General features: G+C 69.7%; 18 protein-coding genes and 2 pseudogenes. 12 read left to right on the top strand and 8 right to left on the bottom strand.

Annotation, left to right across the window (positions count from 1 at the left end):
• Positions 1 to 1,689: 1,689 nt before the first annotated feature.
• On the bottom strand, positions 1,690 to 2,418 hold the full coding sequence (locus ACIA77_RS51115; RefSeq protein ID WP_395893504.1) for a GAF and ANTAR domain-containing protein: 729 nt from the start codon (positions 2,416 to 2,418) through the stop codon (positions 1,690 to 1,692).
• 359 nt (positions 2,419 to 2,777) lie between these two features.
• Here ACIA77_RS51115 and ACIA77_RS51120 point away from each other — a divergent pair, with 359 nt between their 5' ends.
• From ACIA77_RS51120 to ACIA77_RS51135, 4 genes and pseudogenes are all read left to right on the top strand, one after another.
• Positions 2,778 to 3,266: a hypothetical protein gene (locus tag ACIA77_RS51120; protein WP_395893505.1), complete on the top strand. Its 489-nt coding sequence runs from the start codon at positions 2,778 to 2,780 to the stop codon at positions 3,264 to 3,266.
• A pseudogene (locus tag ACIA77_RS51125) lies at positions 3,263 to 5,561 on the top strand (heavy metal translocating P-type ATPase). The gene ACIA77_RS51120 and the pseudogene ACIA77_RS51125 overlap by 4 nt, the downstream one beginning before the upstream one ends.
• Before the next feature lie 142 nt (positions 5,562 to 5,703).
• Complete coding sequence (locus tag ACIA77_RS51130; RefSeq protein WP_395893506.1) at positions 5,704 to 5,910, top strand: heavy-metal-associated domain-containing protein; 207 nt, start codon at positions 5,704 to 5,706, stop codon at positions 5,908 to 5,910.
• Positions 5,911 to 6,113: 203 nt separating this feature from the next.
• Positions 6,114 to 8,507: a heavy metal translocating P-type ATPase gene (locus tag ACIA77_RS51135; RefSeq protein ID WP_395893507.1), complete on the top strand. Its 2,394-nt coding sequence runs from the start codon at positions 6,114 to 6,116 to the stop codon at positions 8,505 to 8,507.
• Here ACIA77_RS51135 and ACIA77_RS51140 read toward each other — a convergent pair.
• Positions 8,471 to 8,983 (bottom strand): DUF2269 domain-containing protein, encoded by a 513-nt coding sequence (locus ACIA77_RS51140; protein WP_395893508.1) that lies wholly within the window; start codon positions 8,981 to 8,983, stop codon positions 8,471 to 8,473. The two genes, ACIA77_RS51135 and ACIA77_RS51140, sit on opposite strands and share 37 nt — an antisense overlap.
• Positions 8,980 to 9,108 (bottom strand): hypothetical protein, encoded by a 129-nt coding sequence (locus ACIA77_RS51145; RefSeq protein ID WP_395893509.1) that lies wholly within the window; start codon positions 9,106 to 9,108, stop codon positions 8,980 to 8,982. Before ACIA77_RS51145 ends, ACIA77_RS51140 begins: the two co-directional genes overlap by 4 nt.
• 93 nt (positions 9,109 to 9,201) lie before the next feature.
• Here ACIA77_RS51145 and ACIA77_RS51150 point away from each other — a divergent pair, with 93 nt between their 5' ends.
• Complete coding sequence (locus ACIA77_RS51150; RefSeq protein ID WP_395893510.1) at positions 9,202 to 9,780, top strand: TetR/AcrR family transcriptional regulator; 579 nt, start codon at positions 9,202 to 9,204, stop codon at positions 9,778 to 9,780.
• 440 nt (positions 9,781 to 10,220) lie between these two features.
• On the opposite strand, the gene ACIA77_RS51155 is transcribed toward ACIA77_RS51150, so the two are convergent.
• Positions 10,221 to 10,631 carry an ArsR/SmtB family transcription factor gene (locus ACIA77_RS51155; RefSeq protein ID WP_395893511.1) on the bottom strand — a complete coding sequence of 137 codons (411 nt, stop codon included), beginning with the start codon at positions 10,629 to 10,631 and terminating at the stop codon, positions 10,221 to 10,223.
• Between the two features lie 114 nt (positions 10,632 to 10,745).
• On the opposite strand from ACIA77_RS51155, the gene ACIA77_RS51160 reads away from it, so the two are divergent.
• Genes ACIA77_RS51160 through arsB form a run of 3 tightly spaced genes read left to right on the top strand, consistent with a single transcriptional unit; the run spans position 10,746 to position 12,954 of the window.
• Positions 10,746 to 11,387, top strand: a complete 642-nt coding sequence (locus ACIA77_RS51160) for an arsenate reductase ArsC (protein ID WP_395893512.1) — start codon at positions 10,746 to 10,748, stop codon at positions 11,385 to 11,387.
• 32 nt (positions 11,388 to 11,419) lie between these two features.
• A complete protein-coding gene (locus ACIA77_RS51165) occupies positions 11,420 to 11,824 on the top strand; it encodes a low molecular weight phosphatase family protein (RefSeq protein WP_395893513.1) in 405 nt (134 codons plus the stop codon).
• A 38-nt stretch (positions 11,825 to 11,862) separates the two neighbouring features.
• Positions 11,863 to 12,954 carry an ACR3 family arsenite efflux transporter gene (gene arsB / locus ACIA77_RS51170; RefSeq protein WP_395893515.1) on the top strand — a complete coding sequence of 364 codons (1,092 nt, stop codon included), beginning with the start codon at positions 11,863 to 11,865 and terminating at the stop codon, positions 12,952 to 12,954.
• A gap of 218 nt (positions 12,955 to 13,172) precedes the next feature.
• Here the strand turns inward: arsB and ACIA77_RS51175 are convergent, their stop codons facing one another.
• Positions 13,173 to 13,499: an alkylmercury lyase gene (locus ACIA77_RS51175; RefSeq protein ID WP_395893516.1), complete on the bottom strand. Its 327-nt coding sequence runs from the start codon at positions 13,497 to 13,499 to the stop codon at positions 13,173 to 13,175.
• 168 nt (positions 13,500 to 13,667) lie between these two features.
• Here ACIA77_RS51175 and ACIA77_RS51180 point away from each other — a divergent pair, with 168 nt between their 5' ends.
• The gene (locus ACIA77_RS51180) at positions 13,668 to 14,018 is read left to right on the top strand and encodes an ArsR/SmtB family transcription factor (protein ID WP_395893517.1); all 351 of its coding nucleotides are present in this window, start codon (positions 13,668 to 13,670) and stop codon (positions 14,016 to 14,018) included.
• On the opposite strand, the pseudogene ACIA77_RS51185 reads toward ACIA77_RS51180, so the two are convergent.
• The 3 genes and pseudogenes from ACIA77_RS51185 to ACIA77_RS51195 all read right to left on the bottom strand — a co-directional run bounded on the left by ACIA77_RS51185 (position 13,980) and on the right by ACIA77_RS51195 (position 17,603).
• Positions 13,980 to 15,050: pseudogene (locus ACIA77_RS51185) on the bottom strand (flavin-containing monooxygenase). The gene ACIA77_RS51180 and the pseudogene ACIA77_RS51185 overlap by 39 nt on opposite strands.
• Positions 15,047 to 16,261 carry an MFS transporter gene (locus tag ACIA77_RS51190; protein WP_395893518.1) on the bottom strand — a complete coding sequence of 405 codons (1,215 nt, stop codon included), beginning with the start codon at positions 16,259 to 16,261 and terminating at the stop codon, positions 15,047 to 15,049. The pseudogene ACIA77_RS51185 and the gene ACIA77_RS51190 overlap by 4 nt, the downstream one beginning before the upstream one ends.
• 4 nt (positions 16,262 to 16,265) lie before the next feature.
• Complete coding sequence (locus tag ACIA77_RS51195; protein WP_395893519.1) at positions 16,266 to 17,603, bottom strand: NAD(P)-binding domain-containing protein; 1,338 nt, start codon at positions 17,601 to 17,603, stop codon at positions 16,266 to 16,268.
• Between the two features lie 101 nt (positions 17,604 to 17,704).
• Between ACIA77_RS51195 and ACIA77_RS51200 the strand changes: the two genes are divergently transcribed.
• From ACIA77_RS51200 to ACIA77_RS51210, 3 genes are all read left to right on the top strand, one after another.
• A complete protein-coding gene (locus ACIA77_RS51200) occupies positions 17,705 to 18,544 on the top strand; it encodes a helix-turn-helix domain-containing GNAT family N-acetyltransferase (RefSeq protein ID WP_395893520.1) in 840 nt (279 codons plus the stop codon).
• Positions 18,545 to 18,739: 195 nt separating this feature from the next.
• Positions 18,740 to 20,056 (top strand): tyrosine-type recombinase/integrase, encoded by a 1,317-nt coding sequence (locus ACIA77_RS51205; protein WP_395893521.1) that lies wholly within the window; start codon positions 18,740 to 18,742, stop codon positions 20,054 to 20,056.
• A gap of 399 nt (positions 20,057 to 20,455) precedes the next feature.
• Positions 20,456 to 21,190: a DUF2637 domain-containing protein gene (locus tag ACIA77_RS51210; protein ID WP_395893522.1), complete on the top strand. Its 735-nt coding sequence runs from the start codon at positions 20,456 to 20,458 to the stop codon at positions 21,188 to 21,190.
• Positions 21,191 to 21,697 lie beyond the last annotated feature (507 nt).

Raw genomic sequence — 21,697 nt, forward strand, 5'->3', positions numbered from 1 at the left:
ATGCGGTGGTGTTCGTCGTCGTAGGCCAGGAACGCCAGGCTGCCGTTGTCGTACGCGGGTTTGGCGCCCAGCACGAGGCAGTACCAGTCGCGCATCGTGTCGAGCCGGTTGGTTTGCAGGACCACGTGCGACAGTTTGACCGGAGACTTCGACCGTGGTGGTTGCGCCGAGTTCGGCTCGGTTTCGATATCGCCCGTCATGTGAGATTTCCCTTGGGTGTCAACCACTTCGCTTTCTCGTTCACATGTTCTCAAGGGTGAGGCCGGGCCGGAAGACAGCACATCAATGCCGGGAACGCACAGCTGTGTTCGTGGTGGTGGGTCCTCGATCAACAATCAGAGCTCACCGGCGACCTGGACGAGGCGGCAAAGATCGGTTCGCGCTCGGAGCCGACTTCGGCGGCAACGGCACCGCGGGCGCCGACGTTGTCGCCCTCGGCATCGCCGCCCGCACCGGCCACCCCATCAGCGTCTGGCACTTCACCCGCTACGGCCTGATCGTCACCGCCCTCAGCACAGCCTCCTTCGCACCCGTGCCCGCGCCCGCGCAGCGTGTAAGGTGCGAGCTTGAGTGCGCCGGCGGCCGATGACGGCGACGGGCACAAACTGGTCCCTGACGGTGGGCCTGCTTGGGCCGGCCCGGGTAAGTGTGCTCGGCGGCGTGCTTTCTCGCCCTTTGCCCTCAACGCGCGCCCGCCGTGTAAGCATTCGGCGTTCGTCCAGTGGCACGCTCGCGCCGACGGGCCGAACGCTGCGGATCGCTCTCACCGCCGGGGTCGGTTCGACTGCGCCCGAACCGCGGCACAACGATCACGAGGCCGGTTCATCGAGCTCGGCGGCGCGGCGACGATCGGCGTCCGCCGCTGCGCGATGGCCATCCGCCTTGCGGCGGTGCTCACCCTCGTCGGGGCCGCCGCGATTCCCAACCCGATCATGCCAGTCGGCGGCCAGGTCGTGGACCTGCGCGGAACGCCGCAAGCTCTGTCGTGCACGCTCCCGCGCTCTGCGAGCGCGATCCCGTGCCTCCAGCAGCGCCCGATGCGATCCGGCCCCCGCGTCAGGGCTCCCGCCCTCTGATCTCCTGGTCAGCGGCGCGGAACCCGAGACCTGCGCCTGCAGGGCGCGCAACCTCGCGTGTGCGCTCGACACTCGCTTGCGAGCCCGCTGAGCCGCTTCCCTCGCATCCGCGCTCCGATCCATGAGAACACCACGCCACCGAGCTGCCAGCCGTGTGCCGACCGAGGTCCCAAACGGCCACCTCGGAGTTCATGCGCCCGGTGTTTCAGAACCGGACATGTGATCGCACACTGTTGCGAAAGGGTGAACTATCGTCGCTGCTACTGCCTTGATGGACTGAGAATCGCACGTGCGGTCGCGGACACGAGCGGGTCGCGTCACGGTATACGTAGCGCAACCCGATGGCTGGCCGACGTTAGCCGAGGCCAAGCACGGCTGGAATACAGCAACTGCGAGCCAGGCGGCCCTGACTGGGCAGCTGGAGAACCGCTGGCAATCGCCGGCGGGCAGTATGCACGGAATCCGGTCGAAGACGCCCCTTTTCGAGCCCTCGATCGCATCCAGACCAGGATCAGCGCGCCCCTCCGCACCGAAACCGAAGTCCGCCGGGGCCCGGGCCGCGACCCCACGCTAGACCCGAACGGCTCGGCGAGACTGCTCCGAACGGCGGCGGTCAGCGCGCGGGCGGATCGTCGAACAGCTCCCGCACGCTGTCGGACTGCCCGACCACGTCAGCGGCCACGAGGCTGAGCTTCCGGCTGTGCGAACGCGCGAAGCGACGCAACAGAGCGAACGCCTCGTCCACCGCCAGACCGAGACCGTTGGCGATGAAGCCCTTCGCCTGTTCGATCACCACACGGCTGCTCAGCGCGGTCTGCAGCTGCCCGACCAGTACTTCATGCTCGTGGATCACCCGGGCCTGCAACAGACCAATCGTGGCGACGTCGACCATGCCGCGCGCCACTCGCGCATCCTCGGGTGCCAGCTCACCCGGCCCCGCGGAGAACAGGTTGAGGGCACCGACGATCTCGGACCGCAGACGCATCGGGTAGGCGTGCACCGCGCGGAAGCCCCGCTCAAGGGCGATCCTCGTGAAGGAGGGCCAGGTCTCGGCGTCGTGGGTGAGGTCGGCAACGGTTACGACCTGGCGCAGCCGGAAGGCGTCGAGGCACGGGCCCTCGTCGCGCTGGAGCTGGAACAGCTCGAGCAACCGCACGTGCTCACTGGAACTGGCGACAACCCGTAGCTGGCCGCGTCTGTCGGCGAGCAGCAGCCCGGCGGCGTCAACGGGTAAGAGTTCGACGCTGCGCGCCGCGAGCAGGTGCAGGAAGTCGATGACGTCGAAGTCATCCGTGAGCGTATCCGCCAGTTCGACGAACGTGTCCACGAGGCGTTCGTCCATCACCCGAATCATCTCCCATCGCAACACCACACGCCAGCTTCACGGGGATCCCCTCACGTTAAGGGTAAGCCGCTCGCCCGCATCGATCGAGATTTCCATCGGTCACGGCACGAAAACCGACGTGCCGGAGTGCTCGTCGTCGCGATCGTCGTTGGTCACTGCCACTACGGGGCGTGAGGGGTGCGCCGCACCGGCGTAGCCAGTGTCAAGTGCTCACCACTCCAGCGCACCTGCACCCGGACAGCCCGGGCCGCCTCCGTCCAACGTGTTCGGGGCCGAGGTCGGCGCGGCTGTCGACGAGGCCGGCTACGAACTGGTGACCCCATGAGCTCGGCGTCGTGCAGCCGAGGAGCACGACGGTGAACACCGGGGTGAAACTGTCCACGTACGGCGCGGTCCTGGCGATGGTGTTCGCCGGTGCCTGGACAACAGGATCCGCGATCGGGCCGCTGGGTGCGAACGCAGCGGGCGACACGAGTGACGACCAGGGTGGACGCGCGGCGGACCATGCTTCACCGGGTGCGACACCTGCGAAGAATGTCGCGCCGATACCGCCGCAAGGACCGCCACGGCAACAGCAACCAGCGGAGAAGGCTTCGGCGACGGCCGCGCGGCGGGAAGGCGGTACTCGCGCCGCACGGACGACCGCGGACGTGGCGGGGCTGGTGGTCGTTCGGGTCGCGAACGCGCCGGTGCCGGACGAAAGGGCCGGGCACAGCCGAGAGACGCGAGCCGTGGCGGAGCGGAAGCCGGCCACGCGTCAGCACCACAACGGCACCGGCAAGTGCGATCAGGCCCGCCGGCGCCAGCACGACAACCACGAGGTGCGCGGACGGGGAGAGCGATGACTTCGACGACACACGATCAGCCCGGCGCCGGCCGGCCGGTGGAGTTGGTGGTCGGCGGGATGACCTGCGCGTCGTGCGCGACGCGAATCGAGCGGAAGCTGAACAAGGTCGACGGGGTGTCCGCGACGGTCAACTTCGCCACCGAGAAGGCTCGAGTGAGTATCCCGGATGGACTGTCTACAAAGGACGTAATCAAGGTCGTTCAGGACACCGGCTACACCGCGACCGCTTCGCCATCGGGTCCCCACGCTGTGGGAGGAAAGAGCGAGGCGGGGGCGAGTCCGACGAGCACACCCGATCGCTGCGGCATCGGATGCTGATGTCCGTCGCGCTGGCGGTACCGGTGATCGTGATGGCGATGGTGCCGCCGCTGCAGTTCACCTACCGGCAGTGGCTGTCCCTGACGTTGGCTGCGCCGGTGGTGGTGTGGGGCGCGTGGCCGTTCCACAAAGCCACCTGGACCAACCTCCGGCACGCCGCCGCGACGATGGACACCCTCATCTCGGTCGGCGTGGCCGCGGCATTTCTGTGGTCGCTGTACGCGCTGTTCCTGGGTGGCGCGGGGCGGCCGGGGCTGCGCCACGGGTTCGACCTGACCGTGCAGCGCGGGATGGCCGGGGACAACATCTACCTGGAGGTCGCCACCGGGCTGACCGCGGCGATCCTGGCGGGCCGGTTCTTCGAGTCCCGCTCCAAGCGCCGCGCCGGGGCTGCCCTGCGGGCGCTGCTCGAACTCGGCGCCAAGGATGTCGCGATCGTGCGCGACGGACGTGAGTCGCGGATCCCCATCGAGCAGCTCGCGGTCGGAGACCTATTCGTCGTCCAGCCCGGTGAGAAGATCGCCACCGACGGCGTGGTCGAGGACGGCAGCTCCGCGGTCGACGCGAGCCTGCTGACCGGCGAATCCGCGCCGGTCGAAGTCGGGCCGGGCGATGCGGTGGCCGGCGCCTGCGTCAACGCCGGCGGCCGGCTGGTGGTGCGCGCGAGCCGGGTCGGCGCGGACACGCAGCTGGCGCAGATGGCGAAGCTGGTCGAGGACGCCCAGAGCGGCAAAGCGGAAATCCAGCGGCTGGCCGATCGGATCGCGGGCGTGTTCGTCCCGATCGTGATCGCCCTCGCGGTCGCCACCCTGGGATTGTGGCTCGGTGCGGGCCAGGGTGCGGCGGCGGCGTTCAGCGCTGCGGTCGCGGTGCTGATCATCGCCTGCCCCTGCGGGCTCGGTCTGGCGACCCCGACCGCGTTGCTCGTGGGCACCGGGCGCGGCGCCCAGCTCGGGATCCTGATCAAAGGCCCGGAGGTGCTGGAGTCCACTCGCCGCATCGACACGGTGGTGCTGGACAAGACCGGCACCGTCACAACCGGCCGAATGAGCCTGCACGCTGTGCACACCGTCGACGGTGTCGATGATGTCGACGCGTTGCGGCTGGCCGGTGCGGCAGAGCACGCCTCTGAGCACCCGATCGCCAAGGCGATCGCGGTCGCCGCCGAGGAACGCCTCGGTGCCGTTCCGCCGGTCGAGGAGTTCACCAACCTCGAAGGGCTCGGTGTTCAGGGCGTCGTGGCAGGTCATGCCGTACTGGTCGGCCGCGAAAGCCTGCTGCAGCAGTGGGGCATCTCGCTGTCCGAAGACCTGCGAGTGGCCAAGAAGCAGGCCGAAGAACAGGGCCGCACCGTCGTTGCCGTCGCGTGGGACGGGCAGGCTCGCGCTGTGCTGGCGGTGGCGGACACGATCAAACCCACCTCGGCCGAAGCCGTTCGCGGACTGCGAGCGCTGGGACTACGGCCGGTGCTGCTCACCGGGGACAACGAGATCGCCGCGCGGGCGGTGGCCGCCGAGGTCGGGATCGCTGAGGTGATCGCCGAGGTGCTGCCTGAGGAAAAGGTCGAGGTGATCACGCGGCGCAGGGTGAGGGCCGGGTGGTGGCGATGGTCGGCGACGGGGTGAACGACGCCGCCGCGCTGGCCCAAGCCGGCCTCGGTCTGGCGATGGGCACCGGCACCGACGTGGCGATCGAGGCGTCGGATCTCACCTTGGTGCGCGGGGATCTGCGGGCGGCGGTGGACGCGATCCGTCTGGCCCGGCGAACGCTGCGCACGATCAAGGGCAACCTGTTCTGGGCGTTCGGCTACAACGTCGCCGCCCTGCCGCTGGCCGCGCTCGGGCTGCTCAACCCCTTGATCGCTGGGGTGGCGATGGCGTTGTCGTCGGTGTTCGTGGTGTCCAACAGCCTGCGGCTGCGCCGCTTTCGCAGCGCCACACCCGTCAGCAGCCGCTTTGTCGAATCGGCTCCCTGAGCCGCACTGGCCACGCGGGGCAACGACCACACGATTCACAACCACATCCCCTAGTACTAGGTACCCCTACGGGGTATAAAGGCAGTGTTGGCCACGAGGTCGTGGCCGAATACGAAGGTCTGTCAGATGGGAGGCACAGCAGATGACCGAGTCCGTCTACCTGGTGAAAGGCATGACCTGCAGCCATTGCGTGGCGTCGGTGACCGAAGAAGCCGGCGAGATCTCCGGAGTGCGGGGCGTGGACGTCGACCTGGCCACCGGACGGGTCACCGTGACCAGCGAGGAGCCGGTCGCGGCGGACCAGGTTGCCGATGTGGTGCACGAGGCCGGTTACGAGCCGGCCGGCTGAGTGCTGCGGCCGCCTTGCGGATGCGGGTGGTTCGCCGGGCGGCCGCGGAGGGTTCCGCGGGCCCGGGGCGACGAATCTGGCAGGGCCGGCGGTGTCCATCCCAGGTTTTTGCGAATCCAGAGAAGGTGGCATCGATGCACGACCACACCGACTTCGCCGGTCACAGCGCGGGCACTACGACGGTGGTCTTGGACGTACGGGGTTTGCTGCGCGCGTCGGAGCAGGCGGTTGTCGACGCCCGATTGCGGCGGCAGCCGGGGGTGGTGGATGTGGAGGTGAACCCGGTCGCACAGGCCGCGACGGTGGCGTTCGACCCTGCCCGCACATCCGTGGCCACCCTGCGGCAGTGGGTGCTCGACTGCGGTTACCACTGCGCCGGGCAATCGGTGCCACACCACATCTGCGACCCGCTGGACGAGCCGAGCCGCCATGACGATGTGGCTGCGCCCGTAGACCGGGCCCGGCCCGCGCCGCCGCAGCCCTCGCCGCACGAGGCGATGGGACACGGCGGGCACGGCGGAATGTCGATGGCGTCGATGGCCGCAGACATGCGCAACCGGTTCCTCGTCGCGCTGGTGTTCTCGATTCCGATCGTGCTGTGGTCGCCGATCGGGCCGGCGGTGTTCGGGCTCGATCTGCCGGTGCCCTTCGGGTGGAGCGAAGACGTGTGGACGCTGCTGCTGAGCCTGCCGGTGATCGGCTACTCGTGCTGGATCTTCTTCGACGGCGCCGTACGGGCGCTGCGGGCCCGTACGCTGGACATGATGGTGCTCGTGGCCGTCGCGGTGAGCGCGGGCTGGCTGTATTCGCTGGTCGTGACGCTGACCGGCGGCGGGGAGGTGTTCTACGAGGCGGCCACCGTGCTGGCGACGTTCGTGCTGCTCGGGCACTGGTTCGAGATGCGCGCCCGTGGCGGGGCGAACGATGCGATCCGCGCGCTGCTGGACCTCGCGCCACCGAAGGCCATCGTGCTACGCGACGGCGCCGAGGTCGAAATCCCGACCTCGCAGGTTGTGGTGGGCGATCTTCTGCTGGTGCGGCCCGGTGCCAAGATCGCGACCGACGGGGCCGTCGAGGACGGGGAAAGCGAAGCAGACGAATCGATGGTCACCGGGGAGAGCTTGCCCGTCCACAAAGCTCCCGGCAGCGCGGTGATCGGGGTGACCATCAATGCCAACGGCACCCTCCGGGTGCGGGCCACCAAAGTCGGCGCTGACACCGCGCTGGCGCAGATCGTCCAGCTCGTGCAGCAGGCGCAGAATTCCAAGGCGCCCGCCCAGCGGCTGGCCGACCGCGCGGCGTTCTGGCTGGTGTTCGTCGCCCTGCTCGGCGGGGCGGCGACGCTGGCGGCCTGGCTGTTGGCCGGCAGTGGCTTCGCGGTGGCGATCCTGTTCGCCATCACCGTCGTCGTGATCACCTGCCCGGATGCGCTCGGCCTGGCCACCCCGACCGCGATCATGGTCGGCACCGGGTTGGGCGCGAAGCGGGGCGTGCTGGTCAAGAACGCGATGGCGCTGGAGACTTCGGCCCGGATCGACGTGGTGGTCATGGACAAGACCGGCACCCTGACCCAGGGCACTCCCGAGGTCACCGACGTGCTGCTCGCCGCCTACGGTGCCGCTGGCGATGAGCGTGAGCTGCTGCGGCTGGTGGCCGCGGTCGAGCTGGAATCCGAGCATCCTTTGGGCGCGGCGATCGTGCGCGAGGCAGGCGCGCGCGGGATCGAGGTCGCCCGCGCCGCCGGGTTCGAGAACGTGCCGGGCCACGGCGCGATCGCGCAGGTCGACGGGCATCGGGTTGTCGTCGGCAGCCGGCGCCTGCTCGATCGTGAAGGCATCGAGCTCGGTGAAGTGGACCAGCGCCGGGCGGAGCTGGCCGCGACCGGGCGCACCGCGGTGCTCGCCGCGATCGACGGTGTCGCGGCCGGGGTGGTTGGTGTCGCCGACGCGCCACGGGCCAGCTCGGCCGCGGCGGTGGCCGAGCTGCACGCGCTTGGGGTCGAGGTCGTGATGCTCACCGGCGACAATCAGGCCACCGCCGAGCGGATCGCACACCAGCTCGGGATCGACACCGTGATCGCCGAGGTGCTGCCCGGCGACAAGGCCGCCACCATCGCCCGGCTGCAGGCGGCCGGGCGTCGGGTCGCCATGGTCGGCGACGGCGTCAACGACGCCCCCGCCCTGGCCCAGGCCGACCTCGGCATCGCCATCGGCGCCGGCACCGACGTCGCCATCGACACCGCCGACGTCGTGCTGATGCGCTCGGATCCTCTCGACGTGCCCACCGCACTGCGGATCGGCCGCGGCACGCTGCGCAAGATGCGCCAGAACCTCGGGTGGGCCATCGGCTACAACGCGATCGCCCTGCCCATCGCCGCCGGGGTGTTCGACCCTGCGTTCGGCCTCGTGCTGCGCCCGGAGATCGCCGCGCTGACCATGTCCGGGTCCAGCCTGATCGTCGCCGTCAACGCCTTGGCGCTCAAAGGACTCAGGCTGCCCCACGCCGATACCGCCGCACTCCCAGCCTCGGCGTCGCAGTCCTCAGTGGACCGTGAAAGCGCTCACGACGCGGGGGCCGGCCGTGGCCGCCGCCCGTAGCCGGTCACGCCGCGCGGCTTGAGCACCGAAAGCGCCGCAGTGATCACCAAGACCACCACCGCCAGCGCGGCGTCGACGACGAGCTCGGTGCGCATCCCGGCCAGGTCCGTGCCGGAGAGAGCTCTGGCGGCGGCCGCCTCGGCGACCTGGTCGACGACGCGGGTGTGCACCAGCAACAGGACCGTGGCCACGACCGTGAGCGCGAGCTTCACCAGCACCCAGTAGTGCCGGACCAGCCCCCACGGCGTGCCCAGAGCCTGAACGAGCCCGCTGAGAAGCGACGCGACACTCAGCGGCACGATCACCAGCCACGCCGTGACCTCGGCCGCCAGATACACCCCGCGCACCAGTTCACCATCCCCGCTGGCGACCCCGGTGACGGCGAGCGCGAGGAACGTGCCCACCGCGCCGAGCCACCCCACCGACGTCGTCACGTGCGCGGTCAGCGCCACCTTGCGCACCAGCGGCGACATCATCCGTGCCCCACCGGGGCAAGACCGGTCAGGTGCAGCACCACGAACACCACCACCAGCACCACGGCAATCGCCGCGGTCACCTTCACCCAGTGCGGCGCGCCGGGCGCGGAGTCGTCCTCGGGCATCGTCCCACCTCCGAACACACGAATTTATCGAGACACAGTGTCTCTAGTGTGACCGTACTGTATCTGGGTGGGCGTAGTCGTATCCTCGGCAGGGTGCCGAAGCTGTGGACCGAAACGATGGACAACCACCGCCGGGCAGTGCGCGAGGCCATCCTCGACACCACCGCGGCCCTGGTCGCCGAGCGCGGGCTGCGCGCTGTGACGATGTCGAAGATCGCCGAGAACGCCGGCATCGGCCGGGCCACGCTCTACAAGTACTTCCCCGACGTCGACGCAATCCTGCGCGCCTGGCACGAGCGCCAGATCAGCGGACACCTCGCCCAGCTCGCCCAGCTGCGGAACCAGTCCGGATCCCCCGGCCAGCGACTGGAGACGGTCCTGCGCGCCTACGCCGAAATCGCCCGCGGATCCCGCGGCCACGACGACGTCGAACTCGTGGCCTGGCTGCACCGCGACGAGCACCTCGCGCACGCTCGCAATCACCTGACCACGATGCTGAAGGACCTGCTGGCCGAGGCCGCCCACGCCGGCGACATCCGCGCCGACATCGCCCCGGACGAGCTTGCCACGTTTTGCCTTCATGCCCTCGCCGCCGCCGGCACCTTGCCGTCGAACGCTGCGGTCCACCGCTTGGTGGCGGTTATCCTGAGCGGTCTGCGCCGCAGCACTTGAGCGTCAGACTCGCCGCGGCCCTTCGGGGTGCAGCGCACGAAGCTGCGCCCGTCGGCGGGCACAGTTGGCGATGGGCCGCCGATGTCGGCTCCCCGACCGATCGTGTAGACGCTGGTGACAACTGCAGTGCACGGCAAGACAACTAGTGCACAACACCCTCGAGACGTGACCGCGGCGTCGACGCCGAGATCACAGAGCTGGCCGAAGAGCTCGCGGTCGAGAACGAGCAGCTGCGCGAGGCGTTGCGTGGTCCACTTCGTACCGCGGGATCGCCGGCGGAGGTCTTCTTCGGTGGCGTGGGCGATCAACGCGTGGAAGGCGATCCGGTCCCGCTCCCAGGCCTCGTGCACTGTGTCGCGGTCCATGCTCGGTCCTCCTCCGGGTGAGCCTGGCAGAAGCGTGCTGAGACCAGTCTCAGCGCCGGCCCCTGACTGCTGCGGTCAGCAGCGACCGGCGCGGCCCGGATCGTCGACGGGGGCGATCCGGTCGACGAGGGGCCCACCGTCGTGCAGGAGGGCTTGGAGGGTCTCCAGTGGCTCGGGGACGAGGCTGTACCAGCTCCAGGTGCCGCGGCGTTCGCGGGTGAGGAGGCCGGCGGAGACGAGGACGCGCAAGTGGTGGCTGAGGGTCGGCTGGGGCATGGCGAACTCTTCGGCGAGATCGCAGAAGCAGGCTTCGCCGCCGGGGGAGTGGCGGATGAGGGACACCAGTCGGATGCGCAGCGGGTCGGAGAGGGCTTTGAAGAGTTTCGCGGCCTGTTCGGCGTCGGTGTCGGTGACGACGGCGGCGGGTTCGGCCAGCAGGAGGGTGACGGGGACGGGGGGCCGGGTGGACTGGTGCTCGGCCGTCATGTGCCCTCCCGTCGTGTCGTGCGCGTCTCCCATCTGACCATACGCGCTGGATTGACAAAGGTCGATCCAATCGCGTTCACTTGGATCGAGATAAGTCAATCCAAGGAGAGTGTCATGGTGCAGCCGGTTCGCGGCCTGCCCGCGCACGAGGCGGACAAGCAGGTCGAGCGGATCGTGGACGAGCTCGCCGACCGGTTCCGCGGCACGTTCGCGCGGGAGATGGTGGAGCGGTTCGTGCACGAGTCGTACACGCTTCTTCAGGACACGGCGACGGTGCAGGCGCACCTGCCGACGTTGACGGCCCGCTTCGCCCGGGAGCGGTTGCTGGACCGCGGGCGGGCGTCGGGGATGGTCAAGGTCGAGGTGCCGCAGGTGCTGTTCGTGTGTGTGCACAACGCGGGCCGGTCGCAGATGGCGGCGGCGTTGCTGGATCACCACGCGTTCGGGCGGGTGTCGGTGCGTTCGGCCGGGTCGCGCCCGTCGCGGGGGATCCCGGACGTGGTCACGGAGGCGATGGCGGAGCTGGACATCGCGCTGACGTGCGCGTATCCGAAGCCGCTGACCGACGAGGTGGTCCGCGCGGCCGACGTGGTGGTGACGATGGGCTGCGGCGACGCCTGCCCGATCTACCCGGGCCACCGCTACCTGGACTGGGACGTGCCGGATCCCGACGGCCAGCCGCTGGCCGCGGTGCGCCTGATCCGCGACGAGTTGGACGCGCGGGTGCGCGAGCTGCTCGGCGAACTGTCCTCCTGATCGTTTCCCCTTGCTTTGAAAGGAAAACTGCTGTGTCCCGAGTTCCCGAAGTCCTGTTCGTGTGCGTGCACAACGCTGGTCGTTCGCAGATGGCCGCAGCGCTGTTGGCGCACCACGGCATGGGGCGCGTCGCGGTGCGCTCGGCGGGCTCGGAGCCGGGAGACAAGGTGAACCCGGCCGCGGCCGAGGCGCTGGCGGAGTGGGGGCTGGACATCACCGCGGAGGTGCCCAGCAAGCTCTCGACCGAGGACGTCGAGGCCTCCGATGTCGTGATCACCATGGGCTGTGGGGACACGTGCCCGGTGTTCCCGGGCAAGCGCTACTTGGATTGGGACCTGGAAGACCCGGCCGGCAAGGGCGTGGACGTGGTGCGCCCGATCCGCGACGAGATCGACCGCCGCGTGCGTGGCCTGCTGGCCGAGCTGCTCGACGCCTGACCCCCCTTCACCGTCACGACTTCCGGAGGCCTGGCCCTGTGACCCAGACTGCTGATGACCGAACGACCCCGGCTGAAGCCGACGTGCTGCACCGGCTGTCCTTTCTGGACCGGTTCCTGCCGGTGTGGATCATCGCGGCGATGGTGGTGGGGTTGCTGTTGGGCAGCGTGATCCCGGGGCTGCAGAGCGTGCTGGACACGGTGAAGATCGGGCAGGTGTCGCTGCCGATCGCGCTCGGGCTGCTGCTGATGATGTACCCGGTGCTGGCGAAGGTCCGTTACGACCGGCTCGACACCGTCACGCGCGACACCCGCACGATGGTGCTGTCGCTGGTGTTGAACTGGCTGGTCGGCCCGGCGCTGATGTTCGCGCTGGCCTGGCTGCTGCTGTCGGACCTGTCCGAGTACCGCACCGGGCTGATCATCGTCGGTTTGGCCCGCTGCATCGCCATGGTGATCATCTGGAACGACCTCGCCTGCGGCGACCGCGAGGCCGCCGCCGTGCTGGTCGCGCTGAACTCGGTGTTCCAGGTGATCATGTTCGGCGTGCTGGGCTGGTTCTACCTGGACCTGCTGCCCGGCTGGCTCGGCCTGCAAAGCCAGAGCATCAGCTTCTCCCCTTGGGAAATCGCGCTGTCGGTGGTGATCTTCCTCGGCATCCCGCTCGTGGCCGGCTACCTCTCGCGCCGCATCGGCGAACGCACCAAGGGCCGGGACTGGTACGAGGGGAAGTTCCTGCCCAAGGTCGGGCCGATCGCGCTCTACGGGCTCCTGTTCACGATCGTGGTGCTGTTCGCGCTGCAGGGCGACAACATCACCTCCCGCCCGCTGGACGTCGCCCGCATCGCGCTGCCCCTGCTGGCGTACTTCGCGATCATGTGGGGCGGTGGCTACCTGCTGGGCAAGGCCTCGGGCCTGTCCTACTCGCGCACGACGACCCTGGCGTTCACCGCCGCGGGCAACAACTTCGAACTCGCCATCGCCGTCGCCATCGGCGTGTTCGGGGTGACGTCCGGGCAGGCGCTGGCCGGGGTCGTCGGACCGCTGATCGAGGTCCCGGTGCTGGTCGCGCTGGTGTACGTGAGCCTCTGGTTGCGCCGGCGCTGGCGTGACCGCACAGCGGCGAACTGAGGGAGATCACAGGGAGCAGTCCGGTTGACGCCCGGCTGCGCTCGACCCCGACGTGGGCAGCGATACGGCGGCTGAGGAGCCGACCGAGTGCCGTGCATGCCCGGCGTGTCAGCAGATGCTGCTGGTTGCTTCGCAGCGTGCGCTCATCGCTGCGGGTTCGCTCCGGTCGGCGATCATGCGTGGAGCGATACCCGGCACTGCCGGGCTCAATCTGCAGGCTAAAGATCACCGTCAGGCTGTGCTAGGCCCAGGACACGACACAAAGTTTCGACTGCGGGCCCGCCTTGCGTGTGTCCCTCGGGGTTCACGTACAGGCGGCAAGACACACTCGGCATCACTCCGGGCTCGCGGAACGGATCAACCCCGTCAACGAGCAACGTGGGCGATCCGGTCATTCCCGTCGCTGAGGCGTCTTCGATGGTCTCGATGGTGCGGTGTACCCGGAGCACGATTTCGTGATCGGCGCCTGCAAGAGCCTCGTCCAGGCGCCGGTCGAGCAGCGCCGCATTCCGACAATCGCGAACCTGCAGGATCTCCAGCTTCATCGCGACTCCTTCGCCTTATCTGCCAACTCCGCCCGCGCAGGTTCAATGTGTGATGTTGAGCCTACGCACTCGACGACGATGTGCTGTCCGCCAGGAGGTGTGAGGCAGGCGCAGTCACGCTCGAAGCCGTGCGTCCTCGACGGACAAGGCTCGTGGCAAGATCACCCCGTGCTGGACCCGACGTCACCAACCGGTGAGCCCTGCTGTGCGCCTCTGACGCAGACCCCGCTGGAGGCAGGGCAGGCGGCCGATCTGGCGGTGGGGTTCAAGGCGCTGGGCGACCCGATCCGGCTGCGGTTGCTGTCGCTGATCTGCACCGCTGCTGACGCGCCCAGCGTGGGGGACCTGAATGCGGCGTTCCGGCTGGCCGGGCCGACGATCTCGCACCACCTGAAGGTGCTGCGCGAGGCCGGGTTGGTCGAGACGCAGCGGCGGGGCACGTCGATTCACTACCGGCCCCGCTTCGCGGTGCTGGAGGGGTTAGCCGACCGGCTGGCAGCGCCGCCGTCGCGCGGGTGAGGCGGCGTCGATGAGGCGCGCCACCACGTAGGCGGCATCTCGCCCGACACCGCGCAGGGTGGCGGAGGCTAAGCTGCGTTGCCATTCCAGCCCGACATACGCCAGGCTCGGCACGGTCGTGGACACACCCCGCGAGTGCAGCGGCACACCGCCGGCGAGCGCGCCGGTTGAGTCCAGATAGGACACTTTTGGGCGGAACCCGGTGGCGAGGATGACGGTGTCGACCCGTTCGGCCGTACCGTCGGGCCACCGCACTGTGGAGCCCTCGACGCGGGTGAAAAGGCGCCGCTGATCGGGGTGGCCGGCAGTGATCGCGGTCCGGTAGACACCGGTGTCGAGCACGGGTGACGCGGGTTTTGTGGGCAGCAGTGGCCCGATCGGCAGATGGTCGAATCCCGTGGCGGCGGATCAAAAATGGACGTCCCGGCCGAACGATCGCTGCGGGGCGAACCGGATCGGGGCGAGGGTGACGCGGGCGTGGCCGGCGAGCTCGGCGGCGATCTGCACGGCGGAGTTGCCTGCGCCGACCACGATCACCCGCTGCCCGGCGAACCGCGCCGGGTTCCGGTAGTCGCGGGAGTGCAGCACGGTGCCAGGGAACGTGTCGAGTCCGGGCAGCGCGGGCCGGTACGGGTGGCCGAACCCGCCGGTCGCGGCGATCACCGCCGGCGCGGTGAAGGTGCCGTCGTGCTCGGTGCGCACGGTGAAGCCGTCGGTGTCGCGCTCGACGGTGCTGACGCGGTGGTGGGTGCGGATTTCGGCGTCGAGGTGGGCGGCGTAGCGGCGCAGGTAGTCGATGACCTCGTCGCGGTGCGGGTAGCGGTCGGGGTCGCCCGGGAAGGGCAGGCCGGGGAGGCTGCTGTAGCGCGCGGGGGAGAAGAGGGTGAGGCTGTCGTAGTAGTGCGGCCACGACCCGACCGGCTCCGGCCCGGCCTCCAGCAGCAGGGTCCGCAGTCCGCGGGTGTGCAGGGCGTGGGCGGTGGCGAGGCCGGTTTGACCGCCGCCGATGACGATCGCGTGCGGGTCGGTCACGGGGTTCTCTTGGCAGGGGTGGCCGCGAGGGCCAGGGCGGCCGCGGCGATGTTGACGGCGCCGAGGACGAGGAACGCGGGGGTGTAGCCGCCGAACAGTTCGGCCAGGCCCGCGCCGGCGAACGGGGCGAGTGCCATGGTGATGGTCATCGGGGCCGAGAGCAGCCCGTTGAGCCGCCCGTAGTGCGCGGCGCCCCAGCGGTCGGTGATCGCGGTGGCTTGCAGCAGGGTGAACACCCCGCGCGCCATGCCCGCGACGATCGCCGCCGCGATCAGCGCGGCGGTCGAGGTGAGCAGGCTCAGCAGCGCGGTCGTGAGGGAGGTCGCCAGCAGGATGACCGCGGTGCGGACCCGGACGCTGGTGCGGCGGCTCAGCGTCGCGTACCCGAGCCGGCCCAGCACCTGCCCGGCGCCACCCAGACCGAGCGCGAGCGCGGCCGTGCCGGGGGACACCCCGCGTTCAGTGAGCAGCGGGACCAGGTTGACCACGACCGCGAACACGGAGAACGTGGCCAGGCTCAGCGCCACCACCAGCGTGCGGAAGGCGGCACTGCGCGCGATCCGCGCCGGATCTCCGCGCTCGTGCTGCTCCGGGTGGTGCTCGGCTGCGGGCCAGGGCCCGCGCAACCCCCAGAAGTGCCCGGGAACCGTGACCACCGCCAGCACGAGCAGCAGCACCAGGTAGGTCTGCCGCCAGTCCAGATGCGCGGCCAGCACCGCGGTCAGCGGCGCGAACACCGTGCTCGCCAGCCCCGCGGCCAGCGTCAGCACGGTCAGCGCCGACACCCGCCGCGGCCCGTACCAGCGGGTCAACGCGGCGAACGCCGGCGGGTAGAGAACCGCGCTCATCGCCAGACCCGCGAGCGCCCACGCCCCGATGAACCACCCCAGGTTCTGCGCCGTGGCGATCAGCACCACCGCCGGGACCGCCAGCAGCGACCCCGCGGTCATCACCGCGCGCGGACCACGCCGATCCAGCCACCGCCCGACCGCGATCCCGGCCAGCGCCGAGACCAGCTGTGCTCCGGACAATGCGGCGACGACGGCCGTGGCCGGCCAGCCGGTGTCGTGGCTGATGTCCGGGGCCAGCACCGGGAACGCGTAGTAGAGGATGCCCCAGCTGGTGATCTCCGTGACGCACAGGACGGCCAGCACTCGGCGCAGCCCCGACGCCGGAAGCGTCGCAGGCTGCGCCGTGCCCGTGTCCGGCACGCTGTCAGTTCCCCGCGCGCGGGGGCGCCGACAGCGTGAGCACTTCCGGCTCCGCCGGAGCGCAACAACCACCACCGCCCGCCGGCGCGGGTTCGTCGAACAGGCCCGCGCCACCACACACCCCGGTGTCGGCCAGGATCAGCTCGACGCGCTCGGCGGCTTCGTGGTCCCCGGCCAGTGCGGCGGCGATGCTGCGCACCTGCTCGTAGCCAGTCATCGCGAGGAACGTCGGCGCGCGTCCGTAGCTCTTCATGCCAGCCAGGAAGAAGCCCGTCTCGGGGTGGCTCAGTTCTTTCACCCCGTGCGGGTAGACCGTGCCGCAGGAGTGCACGTTCGGGTCCACCAGCGGCGCCAGCCGCACTGGCGCCTGCAACGTCGCATCCAGCTCCAGCCGGATCTCCGAGAGCCAGTCCAGTTCGGGGCGGAACCCGGTCAGCGCCACGACCTCATCCACCTCGTCCAGTTTGTCGCCGGTCGCCGACACCAGCACCAATCGGCCGTCCCCGTCGCGCTCGACGGCCTCCGTGCGGAAGCCGGTCACCACCGAGATCAGCCCGGACTCCACCGCCTGCCGGGCCCGCTGCCCCAATGCGCCCCGCGCCGGGAGCTGATCGGCGTCTCCGCCGCCGAAGCTGTTCCCGATCCCGCCGCGGCGCAGCACCCAGCTGATCCGCGTCGCCGGATCCTCCGCCGCCAGCCCCGACAGGGCCACCAGCGCGGTCAACGCCGAATGACCGCTACCCGCCACCACGATGTGCCGGCCCGCGTACCGGGCGCGGACCTCGGCGTCGGCGAGGTCGGGCACCCGGTAGGCGATCCGGTCCGCCGCGGCCCGCTCACCGATCGCCGGCAACCCCTCGCCGCCCAGCGGGTTCGGGCCACCCCAGGTTCCCGACGCGTCGATCACCGCCCGCGCGAGCACCCGCATTTCACCCTCGGCCGTGCGGAGGTGCACAGAGAACGGCTCCTGCTCGCGGCCGCTGTCGACCACCCGGTCCCGGCCCCGCCGCGCGACCCCGACGACCTCGGCGCCGAACCGCACCCGCGACCCCAACACCTCGGCAAGCGGCTGCAAGTAGGACTGCGCCCACTCCCGGCCCGTCGGATATCCGGCCTCGTCCGGGCGCACCCAGCCCGTCTGCTCCAGCAACCGGCCCCCGGCCGGATCGACCAGCTCCGACCACGACGAGAACAACCGCACGTGGTGCCACTGCGCCACTGCCGCCCCTGCGTGCGCCCAGCGTTCCAGCACCAGCGGCTGAAGCCCCCGTTCCAGCAGCTGCGCCGCCGCCGCCAGCCCCACCGGACCCGCACCGACCACGACCACCGGGTACTCGCTCATCCCCACGCACCCTTCCATCGATCCAGCTCGATTAATAGCCCAGACTGTATCGATGAGAATCGATGGATACAACCATCGATCGCGGTCGATACACTGACGTCATGCCGATCGCGCTGCCCCAGGCCCAGGTCCTGCCCACGACCGACGCCGCCACCTACGCCGAGTGGTTCGCCTGCCTGGCCGAACCCGTCCGCGTGCGGCTTCTGCACGCCGTGGCGACCAGCGCGCGTGGCATCACCGTCGGCGCGCTGACCGAGATCCTCGGCACCAGCCAGTCCACGACGTCGCACCACGTGCGCAAACTCGCCGACGTCGGGTTCGTCCACCTGGAAAAAGTCGGCACCGCCACGGTCGTCACCGTCAACGAAGCCTGTTGCGCCGGCCTCCCGCACGCCGCCGACGCGGTCATGGGTCTGCTCGGGCCGCGCCCCTGCTGCCCCGATGATGTGCCTGCCGACGTCACCGTCCGCGCCCTGGCGCCGCGCGACTGGAACTCGGTCCGGCACATCTACGGCGGAGGCCTGGCCACCGGCATCTCGAGCTTCGAAACAACGGTGCCGAGCCGAGCCGCCCTGCACGCGAAGTGGTTCCCGGATCACCGTTGGGTCGCCGAACTCGACGGCCAGGTCGTCGGCTGGACCGCCGCCAGCCCCGCCTCCACTCGCGACTCCTACGCCGGCGTCGCCGAAACCTCCGTCTACGTCGCCGAGAGCCACCGCGGCCGCGGCGTCGGTAAAGCCCTGCTGCGCAAGCAAGTCATGGCCGCCGACGAGGCAGGCCTCTGGACACTGCAGACATCGGTCTTCACCGACAACCGCGCTGGCCTCGCCCTGCATCACTCGGCCGGCTACCGCACCGTCGGCATCCGCGAACGCATCGCCCAACGCGATGGCGCCTGGCGCGACACTGTGTTCCTCGAACGCCGCAGTCCCGTCAACTAGCTAGTTCCGTCGCCCGGCGAGCGGAGCCACGGAACGCGATGTTGGAGACGCCCGACGTGCTCATACCGTTCGACATCCAGTCGCGCCGTGTCCGCTATCCCGCGGCCGGACCGGTGCCTGGACGTCGGACGCTGGAGGGTGTCTTCGTGCGCACGCATCCTCGGTGGGTCGGTGTTCTCTGTGAATGGAGGCGTCATGGCGAAGCGATCCGGTGGGCGGGTCTTCAAGCGGTGCGGATGCGTCAACCCGGCCGATGGCCGCCGGTGGGGGCTGCGTTGTCCGCGGCTGAGCGAGCGCGGGCACGGGCGGTGGTACTTTACGGTCGAACTGGCGGCGGGTCGTGATGGCGGTCGGCGTCGTTTGCAGCGTGGCGGGTTTGTGTCGCGTGTCGCGGCGGAGCGCGCGCGGGGGTTCTGGCTCGGCGACGACGTGGATCCCGGGCGGGCGTTGGTGACGGTGGGCCAGTGGCTGGACGTGTGGCTGGCGACGAGGACAGCGCTGCGGCCGTCGACACGAGGGCTGTATGGGCAGCTGATCCGGGACTATTTGCAGCCGCGGGTGGGCCGGCTTGCGCTGTCGGAACTGAGCGTCGGGAAAGTGCAGGCGGCGTTCACGGCGTTGATGCGGGCGAACGCGACGCGGTCCCGGCCGTTGTCGCCGACCACGCTGCAGCGGATCCGCGAAGTTCTGCGGGCTGCGCTCAACGGCGCGATCCGGCGCGGGTTGATCGTGCACAACCCGGCTCGCTGGGTGGAGTTGCCGTCGGCGCGTCGGCCCCGTGCAATGGTGTGGACCGAGGCCCGGGTCGAGCAGTGGCGCCGGACCGGCGAGCGTCCGCCTGTCGCGGTGTGGACGGCGGAGCAGACCGCGATGTTCCTCGAGCACGTCTGTGACCACCAGTTGTATGCACTCTTTCACGTGGCGGCGCTGCTGGGGTTGCGGCGCGGGGAAGCGTTAGGCCTGCGGTGGTGCGACGTCGATCTGGCGAGTCGGACGCTGTCGGTGGTGCGGCAGCTCATCGAGCGTGATGGCCGTGGTGTCTGCCTGCCGAAGACGGATGCCAGCTGCCGCCTGGTCGCGTTGGACCGGGGAACCGTCTCGCTGTTGCGTCGGCTTGCCCGGCGGGATCCGGCGGGCGATTGGGTGTTCTCCCACGACCACGGCCGTCCGTGGAGCCCGAGCTACGTGTCGCGCAGTTTCCGGGCGTTGGTTGACGAGGTAGGTCTGCCGCCGATCAGGTTCCACGACCTGCGGCACGGCGCGGCGACGCTTTCGCTCGCGGCGGGGAACGAGCTGCGGGTGGTGCAGGCTTTGCTCGGGCAATCCGGCATCGTGCTTACCGCGGACACGTACACGAGTGTGCTGCCGTGCCTGGCGCAGCAGGCTGCTGATGCGACGGCGGCGCTGGTCCGGCGAGCCGGCTATCACCGTGGCGCCCGGATGCACAAGGTCGTGGTGCCGCAGCAGCGCAGCGGATCGCCCCGCGCACATCTGGTCGCGGTCGGTGACTGATCCCTAGGCGACACGTCGGCTGCACGCGGGCTGCACACAAGATCAAAGCCCACCGGCGATTACCCCAAAAAACCGGGAGAACCGTTGGTGGGCTTCGATTCAGAAGTGTGCGCCATCAGGGACTCGAACCCCGAACCCGCTGGTTAAGAGTCGCGATCTTGGTGTGTCGGATGGTGTCGAGTGATGCTGGCGAAGGTCGTTTTCCTGGGGTCTGGGGTTGCTGGGGTGTCGGGATGTGTTGCGGTTTGTCGTGCTGTGTTTGCACGTTCGGGCTCGCCTCGGGCTCGCGGATGCCGAACTTTGTTGCCTGGTCCATGGTCCGTACTGGCAGCGGCGGATCAGTGCCTTTGCGGCCGCCCGGAGAAGGTCGGCGCGCAGCTGTTGGAGGGTCGCGCCTTCATGAGGAATCTTGCGAGGTGGCTTGCTCGAGACATTGCGCTGTCCATCCAGTGTGTCTGTACCGGCTTGGTGGCGCTCGGAGCTGCTTATCCGTCTTACCGCCACGGACGGGAGTTCGCTCTTCGGTTCGGTGCGGACGCGGTGACGGCGTCGATCTGGCCGCTGCTCGTTGACGGCTTGCTGACGATTGCAACGGTCGAGTTGTGGAAGAGCCACCGTGGTGCTCGGTCGGAGGGCCGTTGGGTGGCGTGGCTGGCGTTCGTGTTCGGGATCTGTTTGTCGCTGGTGGCCAACATCGGCTCGGCGCCGATGCTGAGCGCGCTTCAGGTGACGGTGGCTGCTTGTCCTCCGTTGGTGTTGTTGTTGGCGGTTGAGCTGCTCAACGGCGCGCTCAAGCGCCGGACAACCGGCGAGACTGGCTCCGAGCTGGCCTCGGCGCGTCGAGACCGGAGCGCGCGCAGTCTCGGCGACGAGGCGAGGCACGAGACCGCCGAGATCGTCAGATTGCGCTCGGTCTTGGATTCGGCCTCCGCGTCGAGCGGGATGACGGCCGAGCAGCGGATGTGGGAGCACTACCTCCGTGAAGCCGCTGACGGCCGGACTCCGAATGGTGCCGAGTTGGATCGGGTGGCCGGCACGCACAACTACGGTCGGCGGGTCCTGCGCCAGTGGCGAGCTGCCCACAAGGTTCCGGAAGGCGAACTGAGTCGGGGCGACGTGGTTCAAGCGGACTGAGCTGGTGATCCACTGCGGCGCCGGTACATGTGATCAGCGCATGGGTGGCGCAGCGACAAGCCCGCCACGATGTGCCGGAGCTGATCTTCAACGCTGCCGGCGATGGCGACGACACAGTCGCCATCTTGGCCACTAACACGACGGATTCAGGTGCTCGCTGGTCAGGTTGCGCTGCTGCGTGCCGCGTACTACCAGTGCTCCCGGGGTGGCGCATGCGGAGTACGACCAGGTCGAGGACGAGGCACGGGGTTATCGAGCGAAGCTGGCGCTCGAGCCGTGCCTCGACGCGCCGGGCTGGCGCGGACACGCGCTGGCTGGCGGACGGCGAGGCCGCGGTGATCGCGCCGCCCAGCTCACGGCGGCGTGACCCCGGGACCGCTCCTCAATCGTGTGGACGCAGTTGGCACATCGTGGACAGCTGCCTCCGCGATCGCCGGCGGTTCCGCCGCATGCTCGCCCTGATCCTCGTGCTCGCGGCCTTCACGATCACGCTCGTGGCCATCGCAG

This window comes from Amycolatopsis sp. NPDC051903 (assembly GCF_044452505.1).
GTDB lineage: Bacteria > Actinomycetota > Actinomycetes > Mycobacteriales > Pseudonocardiaceae > Amycolatopsis.

What these genes read in the sequence shown, in the direction of transcription:
- ACIA77_RS51115 (WP_395893504.1), bottom strand. Translation starts at nt 2,418, where the DNA reads ATGGACGAACGCCTCGTGGACACGTTCGTCGAACTGGCGGATACGCTC.
- ACIA77_RS51130 (WP_395893506.1), top strand. Translation starts at nt 5,704, where the DNA reads ATGACCGAGTCCGTCTACCTGGTGAAAGGCATGACCTGCAGCCATTGC.
- ACIA77_RS51140 (WP_395893508.1), bottom strand. Translation starts at nt 8,983, where the DNA reads ATGATGTCGCCGCTGGTGCGCAAGGTGGCGCTGACCGCGCACGTGACG.
- ACIA77_RS51145 (WP_395893509.1), bottom strand. Translation starts at nt 9,108, where the DNA reads ATGCCCGAGGACGACTCCGCGCCCGGCGCGCCGCACTGGGTGAAGGTG.
- ACIA77_RS51155 (WP_395893511.1), bottom strand. Translation starts at nt 10,631, where the DNA reads ATGACGGCCGAGCACCAGTCCACCCGGCCCCCCGTCCCCGTCACCCTC.
- ACIA77_RS51160 (WP_395893512.1), top strand. Translation starts at nt 10,746, where the DNA reads ATGGTGCAGCCGGTTCGCGGCCTGCCCGCGCACGAGGCGGACAAGCAG.
- ACIA77_RS51175 (WP_395893516.1), bottom strand. Translation starts at nt 13,499, where the DNA reads ATGAAGCTGGAGATCCTGCAGGTTCGCGATTGTCGGAATGCGGCGCTG.
- ACIA77_RS51195 (WP_395893519.1), bottom strand. Translation starts at nt 17,603, where the DNA reads ATGAGCGAGTACCCGGTGGTCGTGGTCGGTGCGGGTCCGGTGGGGCTG.
- ACIA77_RS51200 (WP_395893520.1), top strand. Translation starts at nt 17,705, where the DNA reads ATGCCGATCGCGCTGCCCCAGGCCCAGGTCCTGCCCACGACCGACGCC.
- ACIA77_RS51205 (WP_395893521.1), top strand. Translation starts at nt 18,740, where the DNA reads ATGGCGAAGCGATCCGGTGGGCGGGTCTTCAAGCGGTGCGGATGCGTC.
- ACIA77_RS51210 (WP_395893522.1), top strand. Translation starts at nt 20,456, where the DNA reads ATGAGGAATCTTGCGAGGTGGCTTGCTCGAGACATTGCGCTGTCCATC.